The organism is Vibrio sp. HM8-C, assembly GCF_058630515.1.
Map to the genome: position 1 here is coordinate 138,963 of NZ_JBMMKS010000012.1, position 23,239 is coordinate 162,201.

20 protein-coding genes and 16 tRNA genes are annotated in these 23,239 nt (G+C 43.9%); 14 read left to right on the forward strand and 22 right to left on the reverse strand.

The annotated features are described in order from the left end of the window. Positions 1–251 precede the first annotated feature (251 nt). The 13 genes from flgB (at position 252) to ACOSVQ_RS14700 (ending at position 14,297) form a co-directional block, all read left to right on the forward strand. On the forward strand, positions 252–647 hold the full coding sequence (gene flgB / locus ACOSVQ_RS14640; RefSeq protein WP_491983252.1) for a flagellar basal body rod protein FlgB: 396 nt from the start codon (positions 252–254) through the stop codon (positions 645–647). 5 nt (positions 648–652) lie between these two features. Continuing rightward, the gene (flgC, locus tag ACOSVQ_RS14645) at positions 653–1,069 is read left to right on the forward strand and encodes a flagellar basal body rod protein FlgC (protein WP_165312044.1); all 417 of its coding nucleotides are present in this window, start codon (positions 653–655) and stop codon (positions 1,067–1,069) included. Between the two features lie 17 nt (positions 1,070–1,086). Then, the gene (flgD, locus tag ACOSVQ_RS14650) at positions 1,087–1,794 is read left to right on the forward strand and encodes a flagellar hook assembly protein FlgD (protein ID WP_491983253.1); all 708 of its coding nucleotides are present in this window, start codon (positions 1,087–1,089) and stop codon (positions 1,792–1,794) included. 28 nt (positions 1,795–1,822) lie between these two features. Further along, positions 1,823–3,127: a flagellar hook protein FlgE gene (gene flgE / locus ACOSVQ_RS14655; protein WP_491983254.1), complete on the forward strand. Its 1,305-nt coding sequence runs from the start codon at positions 1,823–1,825 to the stop codon at positions 3,125–3,127. A gap of 203 nt (positions 3,128–3,330) precedes the next feature. Continuing rightward, a complete protein-coding gene (gene flgF, locus ACOSVQ_RS14660) occupies positions 3,331–4,080 on the forward strand; it encodes a flagellar basal-body rod protein FlgF (protein WP_491983255.1) in 750 nt (249 codons plus the stop codon). Between the two features lie 20 nt (positions 4,081–4,100). After that, the gene (flgG, locus tag ACOSVQ_RS14665) at positions 4,101–4,889 is read left to right on the forward strand and encodes a flagellar basal-body rod protein FlgG (protein WP_491983256.1); all 789 of its coding nucleotides are present in this window, start codon (positions 4,101–4,103) and stop codon (positions 4,887–4,889) included. Positions 4,890–4,939: 50 nt separating this feature from the next. Next, the gene (flgH, locus tag ACOSVQ_RS14670) at positions 4,940–5,719 is read left to right on the forward strand and encodes a flagellar basal body L-ring protein FlgH (RefSeq protein WP_491983283.1); all 780 of its coding nucleotides are present in this window, start codon (positions 4,940–4,942) and stop codon (positions 5,717–5,719) included. 116 nt (positions 5,720–5,835) lie between these two features. Beyond that, positions 5,836–6,921: a flagellar basal body P-ring protein FlgI gene (locus ACOSVQ_RS14675; RefSeq protein WP_491983257.1), complete on the forward strand. Its 1,086-nt coding sequence runs from the start codon at positions 5,836–5,838 to the stop codon at positions 6,919–6,921. 10 nt (positions 6,922–6,931) lie between these two features. Further along, positions 6,932–7,894: a flagellar assembly peptidoglycan hydrolase FlgJ gene (flgJ, locus tag ACOSVQ_RS14680; RefSeq protein WP_491983258.1), complete on the forward strand. Its 963-nt coding sequence runs from the start codon at positions 6,932–6,934 to the stop codon at positions 7,892–7,894. Between the two features lie 176 nt (positions 7,895–8,070). Next, positions 8,071–9,945, forward strand: coding sequence for a flagellar hook-associated protein FlgK (gene flgK / locus ACOSVQ_RS14685; protein WP_491983259.1), 1,875 nt, complete (start codon positions 8,071–8,073; stop codon positions 9,943–9,945). 12 nt (positions 9,946–9,957) lie between these two features. Continuing rightward, positions 9,958–11,151, forward strand: coding sequence for a flagellar hook-associated protein FlgL (flgL, locus tag ACOSVQ_RS14690; RefSeq protein ID WP_491983260.1), 1,194 nt, complete (start codon positions 9,958–9,960; stop codon positions 11,149–11,151). A 391-nt stretch (positions 11,152–11,542) separates the two neighbouring features. Beyond that, complete coding sequence (locus ACOSVQ_RS14695) at positions 11,543–12,682, forward strand: flagellin (RefSeq protein WP_491983261.1); 1,140 nt, start codon at positions 11,543–11,545, stop codon at positions 12,680–12,682. Between the two features lie 481 nt (positions 12,683–13,163). Beyond that, positions 13,164–14,297 carry a flagellin gene (locus tag ACOSVQ_RS14700; protein ID WP_491983262.1) on the forward strand — a complete coding sequence of 378 codons (1,134 nt, stop codon included), beginning with the start codon at positions 13,164–13,166 and terminating at the stop codon, positions 14,295–14,297. Positions 14,298–14,519: 222 nt separating this feature from the next. On the opposite strand, the gene ACOSVQ_RS14705 is transcribed toward ACOSVQ_RS14700, so the two are convergent. The 22 genes from ACOSVQ_RS14705 to lolB all read right to left on the reverse strand — a co-directional run bounded on the left by ACOSVQ_RS14705 (position 14,520) and on the right by lolB (position 21,794). After that, positions 14,520–14,604 (reverse strand) — tRNA-Leu (locus ACOSVQ_RS14705). A gap of 82 nt (positions 14,605–14,686) precedes the next feature. Next, positions 14,687–14,761: transfer RNA gene (locus ACOSVQ_RS14710), tRNA-Gln, on the reverse strand. 26 nt (positions 14,762–14,787) lie between these two features. Continuing rightward, positions 14,788–14,872: transfer RNA gene (locus ACOSVQ_RS14715), tRNA-Leu, on the reverse strand. An 81-nt stretch (positions 14,873–14,953) separates the two neighbouring features. Further along, positions 14,954–15,028, reverse strand: a tRNA-Gln gene (locus tag ACOSVQ_RS14720). Positions 15,029–15,054: 26 nt separating this feature from the next. Further along, a tRNA-Leu gene (locus ACOSVQ_RS14725) sits at positions 15,055–15,139 on the reverse strand. 82 nt (positions 15,140–15,221) lie between these two features. Further along, positions 15,222–15,296 (reverse strand) — tRNA-Gln (locus tag ACOSVQ_RS14730). A gap of 26 nt (positions 15,297–15,322) precedes the next feature. Then, positions 15,323–15,407 (reverse strand) — tRNA-Leu (locus ACOSVQ_RS14735). 53 nt (positions 15,408–15,460) lie between these two features. Continuing rightward, positions 15,461–15,537 (reverse strand) — tRNA-Met (locus tag ACOSVQ_RS14740). Positions 15,538–15,549: 12 nt separating this feature from the next. Next, positions 15,550–15,634: transfer RNA gene (locus tag ACOSVQ_RS14745), tRNA-Leu, on the reverse strand. Between the two features lie 53 nt (positions 15,635–15,687). After that, positions 15,688–15,762: transfer RNA gene (locus tag ACOSVQ_RS14750), tRNA-Gln, on the reverse strand. A 26-nt stretch (positions 15,763–15,788) separates the two neighbouring features. Then, positions 15,789–15,873, reverse strand: a tRNA-Leu gene (locus ACOSVQ_RS14755). Positions 15,874–15,898: 25 nt separating this feature from the next. Further along, a tRNA-Leu gene (locus ACOSVQ_RS14760) sits at positions 15,899–15,983 on the reverse strand. A 60-nt stretch (positions 15,984–16,043) separates the two neighbouring features. Further along, a tRNA-Met gene (locus ACOSVQ_RS14765) sits at positions 16,044–16,120 on the reverse strand. Between the two features lie 79 nt (positions 16,121–16,199). Then, positions 16,200–16,274, reverse strand: a tRNA-Gln gene (locus tag ACOSVQ_RS14770). Positions 16,275–16,300: 26 nt separating this feature from the next. Next, positions 16,301–16,385: transfer RNA gene (locus ACOSVQ_RS14775), tRNA-Leu, on the reverse strand. A 54-nt stretch (positions 16,386–16,439) separates the two neighbouring features. Then, a tRNA-Met gene (locus tag ACOSVQ_RS14780) sits at positions 16,440–16,516 on the reverse strand. A 291-nt stretch (positions 16,517–16,807) separates the two neighbouring features. Then, complete coding sequence (ychF, locus tag ACOSVQ_RS14785; protein ID WP_491983263.1) at positions 16,808–17,899, reverse strand: redox-regulated ATPase YchF; 1,092 nt, start codon at positions 17,897–17,899, stop codon at positions 16,808–16,810. A gap of 10 nt (positions 17,900–17,909) precedes the next feature. Continuing rightward, positions 17,910–18,500 (reverse strand): aminoacyl-tRNA hydrolase, encoded by a 591-nt coding sequence (pth, locus tag ACOSVQ_RS14790; RefSeq protein WP_491983264.1) that lies wholly within the window; start codon positions 18,498–18,500, stop codon positions 17,910–17,912. 121 nt (positions 18,501–18,621) lie between these two features. Continuing rightward, positions 18,622–19,029 (reverse strand): SPOR domain-containing protein, encoded by a 408-nt coding sequence (locus ACOSVQ_RS14795; protein ID WP_491983265.1) that lies wholly within the window; start codon positions 19,027–19,029, stop codon positions 18,622–18,624. 308 nt (positions 19,030–19,337) lie between these two features. Beyond that, positions 19,338–20,282: a ribose-phosphate pyrophosphokinase gene (locus ACOSVQ_RS14800; RefSeq protein WP_102940907.1), complete on the reverse strand. Its 945-nt coding sequence runs from the start codon at positions 20,280–20,282 to the stop codon at positions 19,338–19,340. After that, the gene (gene ispE / locus ACOSVQ_RS14805; protein WP_491983266.1) at positions 20,275–21,183 is read right to left on the reverse strand and encodes a 4-(cytidine 5'-diphospho)-2-C-methyl-D-erythritol kinase; all 909 of its coding nucleotides are present in this window, start codon (positions 21,181–21,183) and stop codon (positions 20,275–20,277) included. Before ispE ends, ACOSVQ_RS14800 begins: the two co-directional genes overlap by 8 nt. Beyond that, positions 21,180–21,794 carry a lipoprotein insertase outer membrane protein LolB gene (gene lolB, locus ACOSVQ_RS14810; RefSeq protein WP_491983267.1) on the reverse strand — a complete coding sequence of 205 codons (615 nt, stop codon included), beginning with the start codon at positions 21,792–21,794 and terminating at the stop codon, positions 21,180–21,182. The genes ispE and lolB overlap by 4 nt, the downstream gene beginning before the upstream one ends. Positions 21,795–21,954: 160 nt before the next feature. On the opposite strand from lolB, the gene hemA reads away from it, so the two are divergent. Next, positions 21,955–23,214, forward strand: coding sequence for a glutamyl-tRNA reductase (gene hemA / locus ACOSVQ_RS14815; protein WP_491983268.1), 1,260 nt, complete (start codon positions 21,955–21,957; stop codon positions 23,212–23,214). The last annotated feature ends 25 nt before the right edge of the window (positions 23,215–23,239 follow it).

Here is a 23,239-nt window from a genome sequence, read left to right on the forward strand (position 1 = left end):
TTCGGTGTTTTTAAAGCCCAGCTATTTGCTGGGCTTTTTCTTTCCTTTCTTGTTCTCTGATCTATACCTAAAGAGAGACATTCCAAATCTCCAAACGTTTATGTTTGTAATCGTCGAAAACGGCGTGCTTTTTGCAAACTCGATAATGCAACACCAGAAAAGATTCTTAGTGATTCAGTGTTTTTTAAAGTTGGTACGCTAATTGCTATTAATCTATTACTAACGGTCAGTTCTTATCTAAGAGGCAAAGTATGGCTATTTCTTTTGACAACGCACTCGGCATACACCAGCACACGGTGGGTGTTCGTGAACGCAATGCAGAGGTTATCTCTACGAACATTGCGCAAGCGAATACGCCTGGGTACAAAGCGAAAGGAATGGACTTCAAGAAGGCTTTGCAGGCGGCAAGTTCGGGGGCAAGCATTGGTCTTAGCCGTACGGACGGTCGGCACATTCCTGCCTCTACGACTGTGACAGGGGAAACGCTTTACCGCGTTCCAACTCAACCTGACACCGGTGATGGTAACACGGTGGATGTGGATTTAGAGCGTAACTTGTTTATGCAAAACCAGATTCGTCACCAAGCATCACTCGACTTCTTAGGAAGTAAATTCAAGAACTTAACGAAAGCAATTAAAGGGGAGTAATTTAGATGAGCTTATTTAATGTGTTCAATGTAACAGGTTCTGCGATGAGTGCTGAATCTGTACGTCTAAATACTACCTCAAGTAACCTTGCTAACGCGGACAGTATCAGTAGCTCTGCTAAAGATACTTATAAAGCGCGCCATGCAGTGTTCGGTGCTGAGTTAAGTAAAGCACGTTATAACCGCGACCCAAACGTGCCAGTGAAAGTGTTAGGTATTGTTGAAAGTGATAAACCACTAACGGCGGAGTTTAACCCTGATCACCCACTTGCAAATGACGAAGGCTATATCTACAAGCCGAACGTCAATGTAATGGAAGAAATGGCGAATATGATTTCTGCATCACGTTCATATCAAACGAACGTACAAGTTGCAGACGCAAGTAAACAAATGCTGCTGCGTACGCTGCAGATGGGTCAATAAGGATAAGGAGTTAGCGTATGGCCGGAATAGATAACGTTGGTCAAAGCGGCTTGTCCTATGTTGACCAGCTGAAGGCTCTTCAAGAGCAGAAGAAGACGACTGAGAGCACAGGTAAACAAGATCTTAAACAAGAAGATTTTCTTTCCCTGCTCACGAAGCAACTTTCTCAGCAAGATCCTTTTAAGCCGGTTAGCAATGACCAGATGATTGCGCAAATGGCATCATTTGCGACGGTTGATGGTATTGGCAAGATGAACACTCAGTTTGAGAGTTTAAACTCGGCAATGACATCAAACCAAGCCTTGCAGGCATCGTCACTGGTAGGTCGTGATGTATTGGTACCAGGTGCTGCAGGTGTTAAGAAAGATGATGCAGGCATGGCGGCAATGGTTAAGCTTCCAAGTTCGGTAGACAACTTGTTTGTTCGTATCGAAGACGAAATGGGACAGCTAGTTCGTACTATGGACGTAGGAGCTAAACCGGCCGGTGACAACCGTGTCGAATGGGATGGAAAAGATCAAAACGGTAATCCATTGCCGGCCGGCAAATACAAAGTGAAAGCGGCTGGTTTACTAGATGGAACAAGTACTGAATTTGGCGTATCAACTTACGCTAACGTCAATAGTGTTCTGCTTGGTAAAGGTGATGGTAACGTACTACTCAATCTAGCTGGTTTCACATCACCAGTGAAACTTGCTGAAGTACTTGAAGTTGGCAAAGCATAGTAATGCTAGCTAGATAGGAGAATTTGGAATGTCATATGTATCTCTTAGCGGTTTATCCGCAGCTCAGTTAGACCTGAACACAACCAGTAACAACATTGCGAACGCAAACACATTCGGCTTTAAAGAGTCGCGTGCTGAGTTTGGTGATGTTTACTCAAGTTCTTTATTTACCAACGCTAAAACCACTCCTGGTGGCGGTGTTCAAGCGAATAAAGTTGCCCAACAGTTCCACGAAGGTTCAAGTATCTATACGAATAACCCAATGGATCTACGTATTTCGGGCACAGGCTTTTTCGCGGTATCTAAAGATCGTCTCATTCCACAGCAAAATGAATTGACGCGTAACGGTGCTTTCCACCTGAACAAAGACAATTACATGGTAACGTCGAATGATGAGTTCTTATTGGGCTACCAGGTAAACCCTGATACGGGTGATGTGCTTTCTTATGAGCCACAGCCACTGAACATTCCAGCTGAGTTTGGTAAACCAAAACAAACGGCAAACATTGAGGTTGGTGTAAACCTACCTGCAAACGGCGAACTGAAAGATCCAGCGCTGTTTGATTACAATGACCCTGAAACTTACAACCGCTCAACGTCATCGACTATTTATGACTCAATGGGCCAGTCGTATAAGTTAACTACGTACTATTTGAAAGACCAAAGTCAGTCAAACACGTGGCAAACTTATTACACAGTGACGGACAAAGAAGGTGAGAAGCCACTAAACATCACTGGTGGTGATGCTGCAACGCCTACTGGTCATGTTGGTCACACCATGAAGTTTAATAACGATGGTACGTTAGCAAGTTTGAACAACGGGCAGCCAATTGTTTCTGACCCACTAGGTACAGGTGCTAACCCTATTAACCTAAACGGCGCAGACGTTACACAAACACTCTCCTTTGGTCTAGGTACGGCAACTCAGTTTGCAGCACCATTCGAATTGACTAAGTTCGATGAAGATGGCGCGACAACGGGTTTCTTAACTAAGATCGACTTCGATGAAAACGGTAGTGTGTTAGGTACATACTCGAACGGTGAAAACATCACTCTTGGCCGAGTTGCGTTAGTACGTGTTTCTAACGAACAAGGTTTAGACAAGAAAGGTGGTACTCAATGGGATTCAACTCAGTTCTCTGGTGACAAGATCTGGGGTGAATCAAATAAAGGTTCTTTCGGTACAATCAACAACGGTACTCTAGAGCAATCCAACATTGATATGACCCAAGAGCTCGTTGACCTAATCTCAGCTCAGCGTAACTTCCAAGCAAACTCACGTGCGCTTGAAGTTCACAACCAGCTACAACAAAACATCCTGCAGATTCGATAATACGAACTTCGTATATATGATCATCTGGTCTATCAAGCCAGCGGCAACGCTGGCTTGATAGGATTGCCAGTTTGCCACATTGCCGCGGCAACTCTTCTCTTAACTCCTCATTTATATACTCTAATATCCTGTTTTATATCCAAAATAAAACTTGGCACACCTATTGCTTTATGAATTCTAACAGATGAATTTTGGAGCAAATTATGGACCGTGCATTGTTTCTCGCCATGAGTGGTGCAAAGCAAAATATGCAAGCTATGCAGCTAAGAGCGAATAACTTGGCCAACGTAAGCACAACTGGTTTTCGTGCTGACTTAGCGCAAGCTCGTTCGATGCAAGCATACGGTGATGGTCTGCCTAGCCGAGTGTTCAGCATGACTGAGCGCCCTGGAAACAACTTCCAGCAAGGCAGCGTGATCACAACGGGACGTGATTTGGACGTAACGATTCAAGGTGATGGTTGGATTGCCGTGCAAGATAAAACGGGCTCTGAGGGTTTAACTCGTAACGGTAACCTACAGATTGACCAGACTGGTCTTTTGCTCAACGGCAATGGTCATTTGGTGCTCGGTGAAACGGGTGCGCCTATTACTTTGCCGGTACCTGTGGCAAAAGTTGAAATCGGCAACGATGGCACCATCTCTGTCCGCCCACAAGGTGCTCCGGCAGATGCTATGGAAATTGTTGACCGCATCAAACTTGTTCGTCCAAATAACCAAGATTTATACAAAGATGTAAACGGTCTTTTCCGAGCGAAAGATCCAAACGCGGCATACGACGCAGATGCCAATGTGAAAATTCTGACCAGAGCCTTAGAAGGCAGTAACGTCAATGCGGTGGGTGAAATGACCAGCCTAATCGAGTTACAGCGTCAGTTTGAAATGCAAGTCAAAATGATGAGCACGGCAGAAGATATGGATAAATCGTCCGACTCTCTGCTTCGTATGAGCTAACCAATTGAAAGGAAATTAGTATGCAGCCGGCATTATGGGTAAGTAAAACAGGCCTCGACGCGCAGCAAACCAATATTGCTACGATCTCGAACAACTTAGCGAACGCCTCGACGGTTGGTTTCAAAAAAAGCCGTGCCGTGTTTGAAGATTTGTTCTATCAAAACATTAACCAACCTGGCGGCCAGTCATCGCAAAATACTGAGTTACCAAGTGGCTTAATGTTAGGTGCAGGTTCTAAAGTAGTGGCAACTCAAAAAGTTCACACTAACGGTAACGCACAAACCACAACCAACAGCCTCGATATGATGATCGAAGGGGATGGCTTTTTCCAAATCCTGATGCCAGATGGCAACATCGGTTATTCGCGAAATGGTCAATTCACTCTGAATGATGAAGGTGTGATTGTGACTTCAGGCGCAGGCTATCCACTAGATCCTGAAATCGTGGTTCCACAAGACGCTATCTCAATCACTATCGGCAATGACGGTGAAGTCTCAGCACGTATTCGTGGTCAGCAAGACAACCAAGTCTTGGGTCAGATCACGACGGTAGATTTCATTAACCCAGGCGGTCTAGAGCCGATTGGTCAGAACCTTTACTTGCCGACAGGGGCAAGTGGTGACCCTCAAGAAGGTGTACCGGGTTTAGATGGCTTAGGCAGTATTCGTCAATCGATGTTGGAAAGCTCAAACGTTAACGTAACAGAAGAGTTGGTCAACATGATTGAAGCTCAACGCGTTTACGAGATGAACTCAAAAGTGATCTCTGCGGTAGACAAGATGATGAGCTATGCGAACCAACAGCTATAACCTAATAGCGGTCAGTTTGGTTCATAAAGAGTGATTGAGAGATAGTGATGATGAAACGTTTACTTAGCCTAATTTTTGTTTTGACGGTATCTGGCTGTGGACTACTTCCAGAAGAGATCGAAACCTCAGATGTCACTGCCGGTACTACGGTAGTGGATGCAGTTGAAGGCGATAAATCGGCTGACACTGATTCAGGTATTGTTGATACGCTACGTAAACGTACAGATCCGGTTGCCGGTGACCCTGCGTGGGCTCCCATTCATCCTAAAGCAAAACCTGAGCATTATGCGGCAGAGACAGGATCACTATTTAACCTCGCAAACTCTACCAGCCTATATGACGATTCGAAGCCTCGTGGCATCGGTGACATCATTACGGTGAATTTGGATGAGAAAACTAAAGCGGCAAAGAGTGCTGATGCAGATCTGAATAAATCGAATGATGCTTCGATGGATCCTTTAGCCGTGGGCGGCAAAGATTTAACCATCGGCGAGTACAACTTCTCTTACGCTTTGAAAAATGACAATAAATTCAGTGGCAGTGCTGAAGCCAACCAAAGCAACAGTATTTCTGGTTCGATTACTGTCGAAGTGATTGAGGTGCTGGCTAACGGTAACTTAGTGATTCGTGGCGAGAAATGGTTAACTTTGAACACTGGTGATGAATACATTCGTCTAAGCGGCACCATCCGTCCTGACGATATTGATTTTGATAACACCATTGCTTCAACTCGTATTTCTAATGCTCGAATTCAATATTCTGGTACCGGAACTAACCAAGATATGCAAGAACCTGGATTCTTGGCACGATTTTTTAATGTCTCACTGTAGATTAAGCTCCACAGTCGAAGAATTGACAGAATTAAGTTGATATCGATGAGGCCTAATTGGCCTCATTTGTTTTTTAGAATTCAGGTCGGCAGACCTAAAGTTAATGGTAACCCACTATGAAAAAACTCACTTTGTTATTGATGATGCTAGTAACAGCAAGCGCTAACGCTGCTCGCATCAAAGATGTTGCTCAAGTAGCAGGTGTGCGTAGTAACCAATTGGTGGGTTACGGTTTGGTGACTGGCTTGCCGGGAACGGGCGAGTCTACGCCTTTTACCGATCAAAGCTTTAATGCCATGCTGCAAAGCTTCGGCATTCAATTGCCACCTGGCACAAAACCAAAAACCAAAAACGTTGCCGCTGTAATCGTGACGGCTGATTTGCCTGCGTTTTCTAAGCAAGGTCAAACAGTGGATATCACGGTATCTTCTATCGGTTCAGCTAAAAGCCTTCGAGGCGGTACATTGATGCAAACATTCCTAAAAGGTCTGGATGGTCAGGTTTACGCTGTGGCTCAAGGCAATCTTGTGGTCAGTGGTTTTAGTGCTTCTGGTGCCGATGGTTCAAAAGTGGTGGGTAACAACCCAGCCGTTGGGATGATTTCCGGTGGCGCGATCGTTGAGCGTGAAGTTCCGACGCCATTTGGTCGTGGAGACTTTATTACCTTCAATTTACTTGAATCCGATTTCACAACAGCACAACGCATGGCCGATGCAGTAAATGATTTCCTTGGCCCTCAAATGGCATCTGCTATTGATGCAGCTTCTGTGCGTGTTCGCGCCCCTCGTGATGTTAGCCAACGTGTAGCGTTTCTTTCTGCGATTGAAAACCTAGACTTCAATCCTGCGGACGGTTCAGCAAAAATCATTGTTAACTCTCGCACAGGTACTATTGTTGTTGGTCAGCATGTTCGCTTGAAACCAGCGGCAGTCACTCATGGTGGTATGACAGTTGCGATCAAAGAGAATTTGAATGTAAGTCAGCCTAACGCTTTTTCTGGTGGTCAAACGGTTGTGGTTCCTGACTCTACAATTGAAGTGGAAGAGAAGCAGGGCAAGATGTTCAAACTTGAGCCTGGTGTGACTCTAGATGAGCTCGTTCGTGCGGTAAACGAAGTTGGCGCGGCACCTTCTGACCTGATGGCAATCTTGCAAGCACTCAAGCAAGCGGGTGCTATTGAAGGCCAACTGATCATTATCTAAGGGGATTAAGATGATTAATAACTCGAACGATATTGGTTTTATCCACGACATTGCAAGTCTCGACAAACTGCGTAAGCAGGCTGTAGGCGGTGATGAAGGTTCAGAAAAAGCAGCATTGACTGCGGCAGCTCGTCAATTCGAATCGATTTTTACCAATATGATGTTGAAGTCGATGCGTGATGCAAACTCCGGTTTTAAATCGGAATTGTTCAACAGTCAAAACGAAGATTTTTATCGCCAAATGCTTGATGAGCAGATGACTAGTGAATTGAGTTCATCGGGTTCGCTGGGTTTAGCGGATATGATTGTGGCTCAGCTCTCTGCTGGCGAGAATTCTCAAGCTGGAGGTGAAGATGGCTTCCAAGAAGCGATGCGCCGTGTAGAGCGTTCTCGCGAAGCTGCGGCAAATCAACCAGAAGCTACGGATGAAAATGATCTAGCCATGGTTAAAGGTGTCTCTGCTGCTAATGAATCCTTAAATGAGCAGCCAGAGTCGGTCGCCAATTTTGAATCTCCGCGCTCGTTTGTTTCTTCATTGAAACCTTATGCTGATAAAGCGGCTAAAGCGTTAGGTATTGATGCTTCGCTGTTAATTGCTCAAGCGGCTTTAGAAACAGGCTGGGGGCAGAAAGTGGTTAAGAATTCCCGTGGAAGCAGTAATAACCTATTTAACATCAAAGCGGATCGCAGCTGGCATGGTAATAAGGTTGCTACACAAACGTTGGAATATCATCAGAATACGCCAGTAATGGAAAAAGCAGCGTTCCGTTCATACAGCTCTTTCCAAGACAGTTTTAACGATTACGTTCGATTCTTAGAAAAAAATCCTCGTTACAATACCGCTCTTAATCATCAAGGTAGTAACGAAGACTTCATTCGAGGAATTCATAAAGCGGGTTACGCGACGGATCCTCAATACGCAGACAAAGTGTTAAGAGTGAAATCTCAAATCGACCAGATGGGCGAGTTATAAGCAATGCTAGCCGGAGAAATTTCTCCGGCTTTTTTCCACTCAAAATTTATCCTCACAATTAATTCTTCTTTATATTTCCTTGAGTTATATCTAACAAATGAAATTGGCATACATGTTGCTTTATACCCTGTAGAGAGTCAGTAAACACTGATGTTTTTATAGTTTTTGGGGGCAGTATGGCGTCTGATCTTCTGAATGTGGGTACGCAAAGCGTATTAACCGCTCAGAGACAACTCAATACAACAGGTCATAACATTTCTAATGTTAATACAGAGGGTTACAGCCGTCAGTCTGTGATCCAAGGGACCAATATGCCTCGCCAATACGGCGGACAAACCTATGGTATGGGCGTTCATGTGGACAATGTTCGCCGCTCATGGGATCAGTTTGCCGTTAAAGAGCTGAACATTGCCACTTCCGAGTACGCATTCAAGAGTGATACCGAGCAGAATCTGGATATGCTATCCAAACTGCTTTCCTCTGTAGCATCTAAGAAAATTCCAGAAAACCTAAACGAATGGTTTGATGCGGCTAAGACCTTAGCCGACTCTCCAAACGATGTGGGTGCGCGTAAAGTGGTGTTGGAGAAAGCGAACCTAATCTCTCAAAACCTCAATGATTTCCACGAAACCGTTCGTCGTCAGTTTGATGTAACCAACAAAGGTTTGGATGTCGGTATTGAGCGTATTAACCAAATCGCGATTGAAATCCGTGATTTGCAGCGCTTGATGATGAAAGTTCCCGGTCCACATAACGATTTGATGGACCAGCATGAAAAACTAGTGGCAGAGCTTTCTGAATACACCAATGTAACCGTAACTCCTCGTAAAAACGCGGAAGGTTTTAACATTCATATTGGTAATGGTCACACCTTGGTTTCAGGTACAGAAGCAAGCCAGTTAAAGATGATGGATGGCTATCCTGACGTGAAGCAACGTCGTCTCGCTATGGTTGAAGGCAATGGTATTAAACCTATTACGGCAAAAGACATTGGCGGCAAAATTGGCGCACTGATGGATATGCGTGATGAACACATCCCTTATGTAATGGATGAAATCGGCCGTTTGGCTACATCATTCTCATATGAAGTGAACAAGTTACAGTGGCAAGGTTTGGATCTACGTGGTGATGTTGGGCACAACATTTTTACTGATGTGAACTCAGATGTTGCCGCTCGGGATCGTGTTGTTACACCAGCCGATTCAAAAGCCGATCTTGCCGTTTATATCGACGATCTTAGCCAGCTTGATGGCGGTGAGTATTCGCTCTCATACAACGGTAGCGATTATGTTATTACGCGTCCAAGCGGTGAGCAGGTCGTAGCTCAGGAATCTCGCGGCAATATCTATTTCGATGGCATGCGTATTCAAATCAACAATGATCCAAAAACCGGTGAGCGCGTTATTTTGCGCCCAACTCGCAATGGCGCAAAAGACATTAAAGTAGTGACAAATGACCCGGCAAAAATTGCCGCTCAGAGTTATGAAGCTTCGACTACTTTGGCTCAAGGCAAAGCGAAATTCAAAATCCTTGAAGCGGGGGCTGTGCGCGAGTTTGAAGTTGTTGTGTCTCCACTAGGCGATCAGTTTGCCGTTACCGATACCAAAGGAAACATCTTGCTAGAGCCGCAAGATTATCCACCGTCTGGACCTGTTGAAGTACAAGGTACGATTTTTGAGTTGACTAGCGGTGCGTTGCCGGATGACAAATTTACGGCAAACCTTGTTGCTTCAGAAGGTGACAACGGCAACTTACGTAAAATGATCAACATTCAGACCAACAAAGAGATGAACGACAACAACTCAACCATCATCGATTTGTACCATAACCTCAATACTGATTTTGGTCTGAAATTGTCAACGGCATCACGCTTGACTGACGTTTCTCGATTAGAAAAGCAGTCTGCACAAGAACGTATTGCTTCTGTATCAGGTGTCAACTTGGATGAAGAAGCGGCAAATATGATGAAGTTTCAGCAAGCCTATATGGCTTCGTCTCGAATCATCCAAGCGTCGAACGATACGTTCAATACCATTTTGCAGTTGAGATAGGAGGAAGAATGAATGTTAACTCGAATTTCTAGCTTCCATAACTATCAATCTGTTCAAAACGACATGCGTCGTCAGGAATCGAAAGTTCATCATAACCAAGCGCAGCTTGCGTCTGGCAAAAAGCTGTTGTCCGCATCGGATAACCCGTTAGCGACGCACTACATTCAAAACGTTTCTCAGCAAGAAGAGCAGCTACGTCAGTACTTGGATGCGATTACTTTGGTTCGAAACCGTTTAGAACACCAAGAAGTCATCGTCAGTAATGCGGAAGAATTTGCTGATAAAGCGAAGCGTAACGTTATGGAAATGATTAACGGTTCTCTTTCACCTGAAGACCGTGGTGCGATAGCTCGTCAAATCCAAGAGATCTCCAATAACTTCCTCAACCTGGCAAACGTTCAGGATGAGATGGGCAACTATATCTTTGCCGGTACTAAGCCAAAGAATCAGCCGTTTTTCCGTGATAACGCTGGGAACGTAACGTACTCCGGTGATGACTATCAGAGAAAAATGAAGATCTCTAACAGCTTAGAAATCCCATTTAACACGCCTGGTAGCAAGATCTTCATGGAGATCGATAACCCATTTGGCGACTATGAACCGAACTATGCATTACAAGAAGGTTCTGAGTTGCTGCTTGAGCGTGCGACCAACAGTAATGTTGATGATACTGCCACTTATAAAGTGACGTTTGTTGATATGGAGAACGGCAAGTTCGGTTATCAACTAGAGCGTAACGGCAGTATTGTTCAGGCTGATGAGTTTGATGGCAAAACAGGTATTCAATATGAAGGCTTGTCTATTGCGATTAAAGGGCAGATCACCAAAGGTGATGCAATCAGCATAGAGCCACGTAAAACATTCAGCATTTTCGACAGTTTCAAAGACGCGATTGAGTACTCATCTCAGTCAGTCTCTGATGCTTCTTCTACAGCGAAACTACATCAAGTGACAGAAGAGCTTCACAAAGCCTTTATTCATTTGAACAAGTCGCACACCAATATCGGTGCCAGTTTAAGCACGTTAGATATTCAAGAAGAGCAACATGAAGATTTCAAAATCAGCTTAGCGAAGTCAAGAAGTCAGTTTGAAGACTTGGATTACGCAGAAGCGGTGATTGAATTCAACGAAAACTCCCGAGCTTTGCAAGCATCTCAGCAAGCGTTCGGTAAAACCAAAGATTTGACCCTTTTTAATTACATCTAACTTTCATGCCATATGTGCAATGCCATATGAGCTAAGTGAAATGTGAGTAACAAAGGAACAATTGCCGCTTCGGTTATTGATGATGAATTAATCAATAGTAAAGCGGCAAGTATGCGGCAACTAATTATTGCCGCTGCCAATGACTCGATAGTTGTTCTGATAAATTTAGAGTGATGTTGTTGGTAAGTGATTGAAATTTAGTTGTTTAAAAAATAATTACACTGAATTTCAAAGTTGGCACACATATTGAATTATCAATACAAGTGTTAATTAAACAATTTTTTAAGTCGGCACATGTTGCAGATTTAGCAAGTTATTTACGGTCAGTGCTTCCAAAGAGTAAAGCTGACCGCTTCGCAAAATACTTGCGGACTCGATAGGAGAGCAAACTATGACCATTAATGTAAATACCAACGTGTCGGCAATGACTGCGCAGCGTTATCTAAACAAAGCGTCCGGTGATCTGAACACATCTATGGAACGCTTGTCGTCTGGTAACCGCATCAACAGTGCGAAAGATGATGCAGCAGGCCTACAAATTTCTAACCGTTTGACAGCTCAGTCTCGTGGTCTAGATGTCGCAATGCGTAACGCCAACGATGGTATTTCGATTGCACAGACTGCAGAAGGTGCAATGAATGAGTCAACCAGCATCCTACAACGTATGCGTGACCTATCTTTGCAATCAGCAAACGGCACAAACTCATTGTCTGAACGTAAAGCACTTAACGAAGAAGTGTCGGCACTGCAAGACGAACTGAACCGTATCGCAGAAACCACTTCTTTTGGTGGACGTAAGCTACTTAACGGTTCGTTTGGCGAGGCTTCATTCCAAATCGGCTCTAGCTCTGGTGAAGCAATCATCATGGGTTTAACCAGTATTCGTGCTGATGAACCACGTATGGGTGGTATGGCTTACGTGTCTGAGCAGGGCAAGACTAAAGATTGGGGTGTACCACCGAATGCTAACCAGCTGACATTTGAGTTCACTGGTAAAGACGGTGAGCCACAAACAGTTAACGTTCAAGCTAAAATCGGTGACGATATTGAAGAACTAGCTACTTACATCAACGGTCAAACAGATGTGTTTAAAGCATCTGTAGACGAAGATGGCAAGCTACAGATTTTCATCGCTCAACCTGACTTGGCGCAAGATTTCAACATCGGCGGTAGTCTTGCTGGCGAACTTGGTTTGAATACCGAAAGCGGCAAATACACAACAGTACAAGACATTAATGTAACCACAGTTGGTGGTTCACAAAATGCTGTTGGCATCATCGATGCGGCGCTGAAATATGTAGATTCACAACGTGCTGATTTGGGTGCGAAGCAAAACCGCTTAAGCCACAGTATTAGCAACTTGGCGAACATCCAAGAAAACGTTGAAGCGTCTAAGAGCCGTATTAAAGATACCGATTTTGCGAAGGAAACTACGCAACTTACGAAATCTCAAATTCTGCAACAAGCGGGTACTTCGATTCTCGCTCAAGCGAAACAGTTGCCGAACTCTGCAATTTCACTATTGCAGTAGTTTTAGGACTCTTCATTAATAAGTCTAGACGTAGGCTAATGAAGACCCTTTGGCAAAGTATGTTTATTAGAAAGTGGCAGGCTCTCTCAATCTACACCCTGCTTGCCACTGGATAATTCTCATACGCCCCGGTTGGCCTAAATGTGTTCATTTCTCTTGATCTCCACATGGCTTGGCTACCACAAACAGCCCCAGTTCTCTCAAAGGAAAGGGGCTTTTCTTTTGCCTGTTATTTATACCTATCTAAATCTTGCCTCACAGCGTGTTAAGCAAAGTCTTACGCTCTAATCATCCACTCTTTCTTGCGATATTTTTCTTTGCTAATTGCGTCGCATTTTTTCGGTAAATCCTTAATTTTTCTAAAGGTATTGTCTCGTAAGCCGTTACTAGAAGTAACTTTGAGAGAACATTTTGGTTTTTCGAGACGTCGGAAGCCGCAATCGAAGTTCCGCTTCGTAGAAAAATCTTAGGAGAGACAATTATGTCAGTGAACGTAAATACTAATGTGTCAGCAATGACAGCACAGCGATATTTGAACAGTGCCACCGCTGCACAGCAAACGTCGATGGAACGTTTGTCATCAGGTTCAAAGATTAACAGTGCAAAAGATGATGCTGCAGGTCTTCAGATCTCTAACCGTCTTAATGTGCAAAGCCGTGGCTTTGATGTTGCCGTTCGCAACGCCAATGATGGTATTTCTATTGCCCAAACCGCTGAAGGTGCAATGAATGAGACAACGAATATTCTGCAACGGGTTCGTGACTTGTCATTGCAAGCAGCAAACGGTTCTAACTCAAAAGCTGAGCGTGTAGCGATTCAAGAAGAAATTACGGCAATGAATGACGAGCTTAACCGTATAGCGGAAACAACGTCTTTTGCCGGTGGTAAGCTGTTAAACGGGACATTCAATACTAAATCATTCCAGATTGGCGCTGACAGCGGTGAGGCAGTTATGCTGTCTCTCAACAACATGCGCAGTGACAATGAGAAAATGGGCGGCGTGAGCTATAAAGCTGAAAATGGCCAAGATAAAGATTGGTCTGTTAAATCAGGCAGCAATGATCTCACTATCACGTTGAATGATAAATATGACGGTGAGAAAACGATCTCTATTAGTGCTAAAACTGGTGATGATATTGAAGAGTTAGCCACTTACATTAATGGTCAAACAGACATGGTTAAGGCGTCTGTAGACGAAGATGGTAAGCTACAACTGTTTACTGCGGCTGATAAAGTTGAAGGCAAAGCGACCTTTGAAGGTAGCCTCGCTAGTGAGCTTGGTTTTGGCGTAGGCAAAGACGTTACAGTTAAAGATATTGATGTAACCAGTGTTGGTGGCGCTCAACAATCTGTAGCTGTCGTGGATGCTGCTCTGAAATTTGTAGATAGCCATCGTGCGCAACTTGGTGCTTTCCAAAACCGTTTCAATCATGCGATCAATAACTTAGAAAGCATCAATGAAAACGTTAACGCTTCTAAGAGCCGGATCAAAGACACAGATTTTGCGAAAGAAACCACAGCGCTAACTAAGTCTCAAATTCTTAGCCAAGCGTCTAGCACTGTACTGGCACAAGCGAAACAAGCACCAAATTCAGCATTGTCACTGCTAGGGTAGTAGTTTGCCACGAATAGGTTAACTGTTGAAAAGCGTGTAATGCGTACAATGATAGAAATCCAGCTTCGGCTGGATTTTTTATATCCACGATATAGGTGCTACCAAAGTTATTTAAATCAGTTAGTCGAGATTTACTGGGGTAAGAATAAATCCAAATGAAGGAAATGTAAGGTTGGAGCCACAGATAAAACAAAACCCAGCCTAAGCTGGGTTTCATAATGATGGTGCGGAAAGAGAGACTTGAACTCTCACACCTTGCGGCGCCAGAACCTAAATCTGGTGCGTCTACCAATTTCGCCATTTCCGCATCTTAATCTGTAGATTAACTGAATAATGGTCTTCAATTAATCGTTGTAATGATTTGTTGTTTAAACAAAACACTTAAATAATGGCAGGTCTACCTGGATTCGAACCAGGGAATGGCGGCATCAAAAGCCGCTGCCTTACCGCTTGGCGATAGACCTACAGAGATGATTGCTCATCTAAATAATGGTGCGGAAAGAGAGACTTGAACTCTCACACCTTGCGGCGCCAGAACCTAAATCTGGTGCGTCTACCAATTTCGCCATTTCCGCATCTTAATCTGTAAATTAATTGAATTTGGCGTTCAATTAATTGTTGTAATAACTCGTCTAAAACCAGCTATTTTTCAATAATGGCAGGTCTACCTGGATTCGAACCAGGGGATGGCGGCATCAAAAGCCGCTGCCTTACCGCTTGGCGATAGACCTGCAGAGATGATTACTCATCTAAATAATGGTGCGGAAAGAGAGACTTGAACTCTCACACCTTGCGGCGCCAGAACCTAAATCTGGTGCGTCTACCAATTTCGCCATTTCCGCATCTAAATCTGTAGATTAACTGAGTATTGGTCTTCAATTAATCGTTGTAATGATTTGTTCTTTAAACAAAACACTTAAATAATGGCAGGTCTACCTGGATTCGAACCAGGGAATGGCGGCATCAAAAGCCGCTGCCTTACCGCTTGGCGATAGACCTGCAGAGATGATTGCTCATCTAAATAATGGTGCGGAAAGAGAGACTTGAACTCTCACACCTTGCGGCGCCAGAACCTAAATCTGGTGCGTCTACCAATTTCGCCATTTCCGCATTATTTCCTAAAGACTTTCTGCTGTTTATTTTAGCTAAAAGCATTTAGGAAATGGTGGCTACGACGGGATTCGAACCTGTGACCCCATCATTATGAGTGATGTGCTCTAACCAGCTGAGCTACGTAGCCAACAATAAATAATGGTGCGGAAGGAGAGACTTGAACTCTCACACCTTGCGGCGCCAGAACCTAAATCTGGTGCGTCTACCAATTTCGCCACTTCCGCATCTTAATTTGTAGATTAACTGAATATTGGTCTTCAGATAATCGTTGTAATAATGGCAGGTCTACCTGGATTCGAACCAGGGGATGGCGGCATCAAAAGCCGCTGCCTTACCGCTTGGCGATAGACCTACAGAGATGATTGCTCATCTAAATAATGGTGCGGAAAGAGAGACTTGAACTCTCACACCTTGCGGCGCCAGAACCTAAATCTGGTGCGTCTACCAATTTCGCCATTTCCGCAAAACTTTTAAGATATCGAGAAATATGGTGCGGAAGGAGAGACTTGAACTCTCACACCTTACGGCGCCAGAACCTAAATCTGGTGCGTCTACCAATTTCGCCACTTCCGCATCTCGGATATCTAAAATTACCTGCTTAAATATTAAAAGTAAGCAAATAATTAGAATAAGTGGTGGCTACGACGGGATTCGAACCTGTGACCCCATCATTATGAGTGATGTGCTCTAACCAGCTGAGCTACGTAGCCATCATTTTTGAGCGAGACAATATAATATAAACTCGCTACGAGTTCCAATAAATTTTCAAATACTGAAACTATTAAATAGTGGCAGGTCTACCTGGATTCGAACCAGGGGATGGCGGCATCAAAAGCCGCTGCCTTACCGCTTGGCGATAGACCTACTAAGATGATTGCTCATCTGAATAATGGTGCGGAAAGAGAGACTTGAACTCTCACACCTTGCGGCGCCAGAACCTAAATCTGGTGCGTCTACCAATTTCGCCATTTCCGCATTATTTCCTAAAGACTTTCTGCTAGTTATTTTAGCTAAAAAGTACTTAGGAAATGGTGGCTACGACGGGATTCGAACCTGTGACCCCATCATTATGAGTGATGTGCTCTAACCAGCTGAGCTACGTAGCCATTACCTAATTTTTGTTCTCTAAGATGAGTTGCCTTATTGCTGAGAACGGTGCGCATTATGCGGATCTGCTCTCAGAGCGTCAACAGTTTTTTTGAATAAATCGCCTTAAACTCATCGTTCGACTTTTTTTTAAACAAAGAGGCGTGTTTGTGATCAAAAAGTGCCAACAAAACAACAGATTTATTACTTTTGCATAGCAGCAAATTTTGATGTTTCTTTCACATGATTAAGGGGGAAAATAAAAAAGCCAACCCGTTGGTTGGCTTTTGTTCAGTTGTTAATTTTGCAGATTACACGTTGAAACGGAAGTGAACTACATCGCCATCTTTAACGATGTAATCTTTACCTTCTAAACGCCATTTACCTGCTTCTTTCGCACCGCTTTCACCATTAAATTGGATAAAATCGTCATAACCGACAACTTCTGCGCGAATGAAACCTTTTTCAAAGTCTGTGTGGATCTTACCTGCCGCTTTTGGCGCTGTTGCACCTACAGGGATTGTCCAAGCGCGGACTTCTTTAACACCTGCAGTGAAGTAAGTATGAAGTTCAAGTAGTTCGTAACCAGCACGAATTACGCGGTTTAGACCCGGTTCTTCGATACCCATATCCGCTAGAAACTCTTCGCGCTCGTCGTCTTCTAGTTCAGACAGCTCTGATTCAATAGCAGCACATACAGGAACTACAACGTTGTTCTCTTTTTCCGCGAATTCACGAACAAGATCCAAGTACGGGTTGTTCTCGAAACCATCTTCAGCAACGTTAGCGATGTACATGGTTGGCTTTAACGTTAAGAAGTTCAGGTAGCCAATTGCTGCTAGTTCTTCTTTAGATAAATCAACTGTACGAGCCGAGCCGCCTTCAGTAAGTACTGGTAGCAGCTTTTCAAGTGCTACAAGTTCTAACTTAGCGTCTTTGTCGCCACCTTTTGCTTTCTTCGCGTTGCGTTGGATAGCACGTTCACAAGAATCAAGGTCAGCCATTGCTAATTCTAAGTTGATCACTTCGATATCTTCGATTGGCGATACTTTACCTGCAACGTGTACGATGTTTTCGTTCTCGAAACAACGAACAACGTGACCGATCGCGTCAGTTTCACGGATGTTAGCTAGGAATTTGTTACCTAGGCCTTCACCGCGAGAAGCACCCGCAACCAGACCTGCGATATCCACGAATTCCATTGTTGTTGGAAGGATACGCTCAGGATTTACAATTTTCGCTAGTGCATCTAGACGAAGATCCGGCACTGGTACTACACCAGTGTTTGGTTCGATAGTACAAAACGGGAAGTTCGCCGCTTCGATACCTGCTTTTGTTAGAGCATTGAAAAGTGTTGATTTACCAACGTTAGGTAGACCAACAATGCCACATTTAAAACCCATGTCTGTAACCTTATTCAGCTTTGAACGTGTGTAAGCGATTTTGCGCTTTCGTTAGACCATCTTTTAACAAGATATCGAGGCAACGAACCGATTCATCGACGGTTGCATCTAATTGCTCCTGCTCTTTAGCAGGGGCTTTGCCTAACACATAACCTGCGACTTTATCTTTATGTCCCGGATGACCAATGCCAATCCGTAGACGGTAAAATTCTTTGTTGTTACCTAGTTTGCTTATGGTGTCTTTAAGACCATTGTGACCACCATGACCACCGCCTTTTTTGAACTTAGCAACACCTGGCGGGAGATCAAGTTCATCATGTGCCACCATGATCTCTTCAGGTTGAATTTGGTAGAACTTCGCAAGAGCTGCAACTGCTTTACCGGATAAATTCATAAAAGTGGTTGGGATCAGCAAACGTAAATCTTCGCCATTGACCACAATACGGCCAGTCAGACCGAAGTATTTCGGATCATTTTTCAACGTAATATTGTGAATACGAGCCAGTTCTTCTACGACCCATGCACCTGCATTATGTCGTGTTCTAGAATATTCCGGGCCAGGATTTGCCAGACCGACAAGTAATTTAATTGGTTGACTCAAAGCTAGGATCCCTTAGGAAACGAAAAAGCGCGGTATGATAGCACAAAAAATCCCTTTGGCGCGAGGCTCAAAGGGATTCGTCAAATTCGGCACAAATGAGAGAGGTTTTACGCGTTTTTCCCTAGCGCATTCTCACAACGTTGGTTTGTTGCTTCTGTTTCATTTCGGCAAAACTAATTACGAAAGGTTCAGACTGCTTTACTCCGTGAGGGAGAGAATCAATAGCCTTGCGCGCTTCTTCTTTACTGGCGAAATCACCAGCGGTCACTGCGTACCATTGTGTGCCTCGACTGGTTTTCCAGTTAACCCATACAGGGTGATTCGGGTCTATATTACGGATGTACTCTTTGATGTCTTTTTCTTGTTTTAAAGCAAGTACTTGAACAGTGAAATGGTTTGGGTTCATGTAGCCGTAGGCATCTTCAGATGACATCACACCAACACACTGCGCAGGGCTTTCAGGTTGCGAGCCTAATGGAGTACATCCCATCAATGCTACTGCCAATATAACAGCTAAAATCTTATACACTTTTAACTCCAGTTCGATTCAGTCCATTCTCACATCAATCGGTAATGAGTCAGGTCACGCAGTTACTCTTATGGAGAGGCAAAACTTACTGGCAAAAATGGAGCGCTTCAACTCAAACAGCTTGCTGGCAAGTAGTTTCGGAATTGACCTATATGAGAGTGAATTGAAGTACTGTAATAGAGAGGCTTTATCCCACACAGTCAATTTGGGGACAGATTTGCATAACAAGATTGGGAAGATATAAAAAAAGCGCTTCGTGACTGAAGCGCTTTTTTGAAAGGTTATCTAAATGCTTAGTTCAACAATAATTAGTTAAACATTGCAGAGATAGATTCTTCGTTGCTAATGCGACGAATAGCTTCTGCTAGCATTGTCGATAGAGTCAGCTGAGTCACTTTACCTGTTGCTGCCATTTCTTTTGACAGAGTAATTGAGTCAGTGATGATAACTTGGTCAAGAACAGAGTTCTTAATGTTTTTCGCTGCGTTACCAGAGAATACTGCGTGAGTTGCGTAAGCGAACACGCGCTTAGCACCACGGTTTTTCAGAGCTTCTGCAGCTTTACATAGTGTGCCACCTGTATCGATCATATCGTCTACGATCACACAGTCACGACCTTCAACATCACCAATTAGGTTCATTACTTCAGAAACGTTAGCGCGAGGACGACGTTTGTCGACGATTGCGATATCGATATCACCTAGTGCTTTAGCAGTTGCACGTGCACGTACAACACCGCCTAGATCAGGAGATACAACCACTGGATCTTCTAGACCACGTGCTTTCATATCTTCAAGAAGAACTGGAGTACCGAAGATGTTATCTACAGGTACATCGAAGAAGCCTTGAATCTGTTCTGCGTGTAGGTCGATAGTAAGAACGCGGTCAACACCAACGTTAGAAAGGAAGTCTGCAACAACTTTTGCAGTGATTGGCACACGAGCAGAACGCACACGGCGGTCTTGACGAGCGTAACCAAAATAAGGAATAACAGCAGTAATACGGCCTGCTGAAGCACGACGCATAGCATCAATCATCACAACGAGTTCCATTAGGTTGTCGTTGGTTGGTTTACAAGTTGATTGGATGATAAATACGTCGCTACCACGAACATTTTCATTGATTTGTACTGCGACTTCTCCATCAGAGAAACGAGAAACAGTAGCATCTCCTAGAGAAATGTATAGACGTTCAGCAATACGTTGTGCTAGTTCGGGTGTGGCATTACCAGCAAATAGCTTCATATCAGGCACGGTGGAAACCTCGGGGTTGCGTCCAGTTTTTAATTAGATTGGGGTTGGCTGTTTGGTATGCAGCCAGTGTCTCTTTAAGCGGAGAAACATTTCGCCCTTGAGCGATAAACGCTGAGACAGTGTCAGGGAGTTGGGACAGAACATTTTTTGCTTCATTTTTGTTCAAAAATTCAGCAAAAACGCAAGATCCTGTACCGGTCAATCTTGACGGCGCGTATTGTAGCAGCCAAGAAAGTTGCTTATCAACCTCTGGATACAGCATTCGGACAATTTTTTCGCAATCGTTTTCGTATTGAGTGTCAAGAAGAGTTAACAGCTCTCGCTTCGGCGTATTTCTGGTTAACTCTGGATGGCAGAAAATATCTTTGGTTGCGATGCTCACATTCGGGCGAACGACTAAATACCATTTTTCTTCAGCTTCAACAGGTGTTAATTCTTCACCTACACCTTCGGCAAAGGCTGCGAATCCGCGAATGAAAACGGGTACATCGGCGCCAAGAGCTAAGCCGATTTCAGCAAGATCATCATCACTTAGGTTGGTTTGCCAGAGGTAGTTTAAGGCAACTAAAACGGTCGCAGCATTTGAAGAACCACCACCAATACCGCCGCCCATAGGTAAAATTTTGTTGAGTTCAATGTCTGCACCTAAAGAGCATCCTGTTTTTTGTTGCAATGCGCTAGCAGCTTTCCAAATCAGGTTGTCTTGCGTTTTTACGCCTTCAAGCTCAGGAGTGAGGTTAATCTTACCGCTTTCATTGACGGTTATAGTGATGTCATCACCATAGTCTAGAAACTGAAATAGCGTCTGTAGTTCGTGATATCCGTTGTCACGACGCCCAGTAATGTAGAGGAAAAGATTTAACTTAGCAGGAGATGGCCAAACGGTTTTGCCAAAAATCATTGGGTAAGTATCCATTTAGAGATAACAAGTTTTATTGAAGTTTGTTGCTGCGTTAACTGCATTCTATCAGGCAAAGGAATATTGCCGTTCTGCCAATCGAACTCTTTATAACGAGTGTAATCGACATGCCAGTTTTGTCGACCCGACGCTTTGTCTAGTGACGCTAATGTGTTGCTTTCATTGAGCTTAAAGTTGTCAGCTTTTGTTGGCAGACCGAGAACCCAGTCCTGAAGGTCATCGATAGGAATATCCAATCCGGTGAGCTGGTAAATCAATATCTGACCATTTGAGGCACTGAAATTCTGATCATCGTAAGTTTCCACTTTTGCGCCTTTGGCATCCATAGAAAGGCTTAATACGGTTTGACCGAGAAAGTTGGTTAAACGAAGTTGGCTTTGGTTCGGCGACTTTTGCCATTGGAAATTTAGTGATTCACGTTGCTCTGGTGAAATGTAACCGATCTTGCCGATCACTTGATAAGTTTGAATTTGTTGCAGCTTTTGTTGATGAGCTTGCCATTCGACATCAACAATCGGCTCTGGTGTGGAACTACAGCCAAACAGAGTCAGCAAAAAAGCGAAGGTAAGGAGAATACGCGGTTTTATCATCATAATTGCTCGTTATTTGTGCGGCAAAGTGAGTGAAATTGGCATCACTATATCATTGATATCACGAAGTCGGGAAAACAAATCCTAGTTACTCTTTCAATCATAAGGGGCATAAAGTAAAATTCTGCCCCTAATTCATTTCTTACCAGAGAATCCTCGATAGATGTCCTTGCTTGCTATTGGTATCAATCACAATACGGCTTCGGTTGAGTTACGAGAAAAAGTGGCTTTCGGTCCAGATAAATTGTCTGAGGCTCTTGGCCAGTTGTCGGCTGACTCACACGTTAACGGAAGTGTTATTCTTTCGACGTGTAACCGTACCGAGATTTATTGTGATGTTAAATCATCAAGTAAGAACAAACTGATCGAATGGCTGACTCAATTTCACAACGTCAGCCCAGAAGATTTGAAACCTAGTCTCTATATCCATGAAGACCAAGCTGCGATTCGTCATTTAATGCGTGTCTCTTGTGGTCTGGACTCTCTGGTATTGGGTGAACCGCAAATTCTTGGTCAGGTAAAGCAAGCTTACGCTGATTCGCGCAACAACAATGCCGTGGATTCTTCACTGGATAAATGGTTCCAGAAAGCATTCTCTGTGGCTAAGCGCGTTCGTACTGAAACAGAAATTGGTGGCAGTGCGGTATCGGTGGCTTATGCCGCTTGTACTTTGGCAAAACACATTTTTGAGTCTTTATCCGATGCAACAGTGCTGCTTGTTGGTGCTGGCGAAACCATCGAGTTGGTGGCTAAACATCTAGCAGGGCACAACTGCAAACGTATTATTGTGGCAAACCGTACTCGTGAGCGAGCAATGAGTTTAGCGGAAGAATTTAATGCAGAAGTAATCGCATTAAATGAAATCCCCGATTACCTGCATTTTGCCGATATCGTTATCAGCTCAACCGCCAGTCCTTTACCTATAATTGGTAAGGGTATGGTAGAGAGCGCGCTGAAAAAACGTCGCCATCAACCTATGCTGTTTGTCGATATCGCCGTACCTCGTGATATCGAATCGCAAGTTGGCGACCTCAATGACGCTTATCTGTATTCCGTGGATGATTTGCAATCCATTGTGGATAGCAATATTGAGCAGCGCAAAGTGGAAGCGATTCAAGCAGAAGCTATCGTTAGTGAAGAAAGTGCAGCTTTCATGAGCTGGATGCGTTCACTGCAAGCGGTCGATAGTATTCGTGATTACCGTAAAGCAGCCAATGATATCCGCGAAGAATTGCTATCAAAAAGCTTACAGGCTTTAGCGGCGGGCGGAGACCCAGAAAAACTTTTGGTTGAGTTGAGCAACAAACTCACCAACAAACTTATTCATACCCCAACACGAGCGATGCAAAGCGCTGCGGAGTTAGGTGAACCGGCAAAACTTGCCATTATCAGACAAAGCTTGGGTCTTGATGACTCACAGTAATCTGTAACTCTGAATTTAAAGAAGA